Origin of the sequence: Pseudoalteromonas sp. TAE56, assembly GCF_000497955.1 — a bacterium.
Taxonomy (GTDB): domain Bacteria; phylum Pseudomonadota; class Gammaproteobacteria; order Enterobacterales; family Alteromonadaceae; genus Pseudoalteromonas.
Genome location: NZ_AUTN01000055.1, coordinates 1 through 2,903, shown reverse-complemented (window position 1 = coordinate 2,903; position 2,903 = coordinate 1). Strand labels below are relative to the sequence as shown.

The window sequence follows — 2,903 nt, the reverse complement described above, 5'->3', positions numbered from 1 at the left end:
TTTATGCTGCGTTATCGCCTATTTATGGGGAATAACCACACTACATAGGCTCTGCCTTGCCTAAAAACCAAACACACTGCTGCAAATTCAACCACCAAAGGTCAATACGCCCTAAGTAATAACTTATTAACTAGCTTATGCATTAAGGTCATCATTACAAAACCAACAGGCGCCATTACAAGTACTGCACTTATAAATGAGGTAAACCAATCTACATAAAAATGCTCTGTAACACCCACATTTACATAAGTCATAATGCCAGTTAGAGTACCGCCAATTAAGGTAATAATACTTACCATAACCAGTATCTTATAAATTACAGGTGTTTTTTTAGGCTCAACAATTACTGGATTTACTGATACGGGTGTACTCATTTTTGGGCATGCCTTAAGCGTTAAATAGATGATAAAATCAACTATAGCAAATTAATTGACAATATCAACTACTTTTTGAGCTAACCAAAAATAAGCCAAATTCCAACTAACCCCATTAAGCTACCAGCAATACGGTTCATCCATTTTATATTATCGCCACGGGCTAAAAATAAACGTAAGCTTTTACCGCCTGTTGCATAAGCCAACATGCTTAAAAACTCGGTGGTCATTATAACGCCAAGCAATACTAAAAGCTGAGGGGCTACTGCATGCTCAACACTTATAAAGGGCGGTAATAGTGAGATCATAAACGCCCACCCTTTAGGATTAGCAATTGCGGTTACAAAACCTTGCGTAAATAGCGACTTCCGACTTACGTCACTTGGTTTTGAGGTATCGACCGACATTTTCCCTTTGGCTCGCCACATATTAAAGCCAATATAAATTAAGTACGCACCGCCAACCCATTTTAAAATAGCGAACGCATCTGGGTAATTTAGCATTACGCTTGCAACGCCTAATACCGCAGCTATAGCAACACTTGCTACACCTAACAGCTCACCTATCATCATCCATAATGTGCGGCGCACGCCAATGCTCATACCGAGTGTCATGGCAAGGGTCATACACATACCTGGCGTTATCGACACAAAAAAGAAGGTAGGAATAAAAACCGCAAGTGCTGCTACATCAATCATTAATTTACTCTCATATTAAAAGCAAAAACGCGGCTATAAGTAGCCGCGCTGTTGCTTACTCATGTTTATTACTATTGCCCAGCACTTACCAAGGGTTCAGTAATAACTTCTACTGGCTCTGCTGTATCATTTAACAAATACTTATCTAACCACTGTTCTTGTTCCCACAACACGTGTAATAAGCTTTTACGCGCACGGTAACCATGTGCTTCATATGGGAGCATCACTAAGCGAGCATCTTTACCTAAACCTTTTAGGGCTGCGTACATGCGCTCACTTTGCATTGGGAAAGTGCCGTGAGATTGAGGGGGGATCTTCTTGCACCCCACCCCATATGTAAAAAGCATCTATTGCCCAGTACTTACCATTGGTTCAGTAATGACCTCGACAGGCTTTGCTGTATCATTTAACAAATACTTATCTAACCACTGTTCTTGTTCCCACAACACGTGTAATAAGCTTTTACGCGCACGGTAACCATGTGCTTCATATGGGAGCATTACTAAGCGAGCATCTTTACCTAAACCTTTTAGGGCTGCGTACATGCGCTCACTTTGCATTGGAAAAGTGCCAGAATTAGGATCTTCCTGACCGTGGATCATTAGCATTGGTTCGTTAATTTTTTCAGCGTGAAAAAACGGCGACATATTAGCGTACACACTTTGTGCTTGCCAAAAATCACGCTCTTCTCCTTGAAAACCAAACGGCGTTAATGTGCGGTTATACGCGCCACTGCGGGCAATACCTGTTTTAAATAAATCGCTATGAGCCAATAAGTTAGCAACCATAAATGCACCGTATGAGTGCCCTGCTATGGCTATTTTGTTTTTATCGGCAATACCTTTTTTAACCAATACATCAACAGCTGCTTGTGCGCTTGATACTAGCTGCTTTCTAAAGTTATCGTTTGGCTCACTGCCATCAATACCCACTATTGGCATTTTAGGGTCGTCAAACACGGCAATCCCTTTGGCAAGGTAAGGCATAGGACCCCAATAGCCAATGTAGGTAAATGCGTAAGGCGACTCGCGAACTTGCGATGCTACGGCTTTATCTTTGTATTCAAGTGGGTAAGCCCACATAAGTACAGGTAACGGGCCTTGTGTTTTATCGTACCCTGGTGGTAAATAAAGCGTACCCGAAAGCTCAACACCGTCGTCGCGTTTATAACGTAATTGCTCTTTAGTTACCCCTTTAAATGCAGGATACGGATGCTCAAATGTCGTTAATTGCGTTAGCGTGTCGTTATCTAAATTGCGTATAAAAAAGTTAGGTTGCTCAGTTTTAGATTCACGAATAGTAATAAATCGCTCACCTTCGTCGTCAAGCAGAGCGCGTACACGCTCGTAGTATGGCGCTTCTGATTGCCATAAACGCTTGCTGCTATTTGTTTTAACATCGTATTGATCTAAAAACGGCACATTACCTTGCTCTGAAGCACCATTACCGCGCAGGTAAATATAACGCCCGCCTACAATTTTAATCACGTTTGCGCCTAAATCGTTGCGCTCGTAAATTGCATTACCTGGATCTTTATACGCGTCGTTGTAACTACGCTCTGAAAACAAAACGCGGTTTCTGTCGGCATTTCGTGGCTGTACAACAAAGGTGCGTACTTGGCGATCGCTAAAGCGCCAGTCTGTCAGCATTGCTACGTTTTCGTTGCCCCACTCCATTCCTGCATAACGGCGTTCTACTTTGGCAAATAATTTAGGCTCGCGTTTAAAGGGTGCACGTAAGCTGTAAACATAATCATGATGCTCAACGTCGGTTTTCATGTTGCCGCCATCTTGTGCTTCTGCCCAAATAACTTCAGCGCCTTGATCGGCTC

At 42.4% G+C, this 2,903-nt stretch carries 3 protein-coding genes and 1 pseudogene; all 4 read right to left on the bottom strand.

Going from position 1 to position 2,903, the window contains the following annotated elements:
• Positions 1–101 precede the first annotated feature (101 nt).
• Positions 102–374, bottom strand: a complete 273-nt coding sequence (locus tag L656_RS1000000122950; RefSeq protein ID WP_024598020.1) for a DUF2798 domain-containing protein — start codon at positions 372–374, stop codon at positions 102–104.
• 80 nt (positions 375–454) lie between these two features.
• A complete protein-coding gene (locus tag L656_RS0102085) occupies positions 455–1,072 on the bottom strand; it encodes a LysE family translocator (protein WP_024598019.1) in 618 nt (205 codons plus the stop codon).
• Positions 1,073–1,143: 71 nt separating this feature from the next.
• Positions 1,144–1,368, bottom strand: a pseudogene (locus L656_RS0102080) (alpha/beta hydrolase family protein); the annotation flags it as partial.
• Positions 1,369–1,419: 51 nt separating this feature from the next.
• Positions 1,420–2,903, bottom strand: a 1,484-nt coding sequence (locus tag L656_RS0102075) for an alpha/beta hydrolase family protein (protein ID WP_024598017.1), incomplete at its 5' end; no start/stop codon positions are given.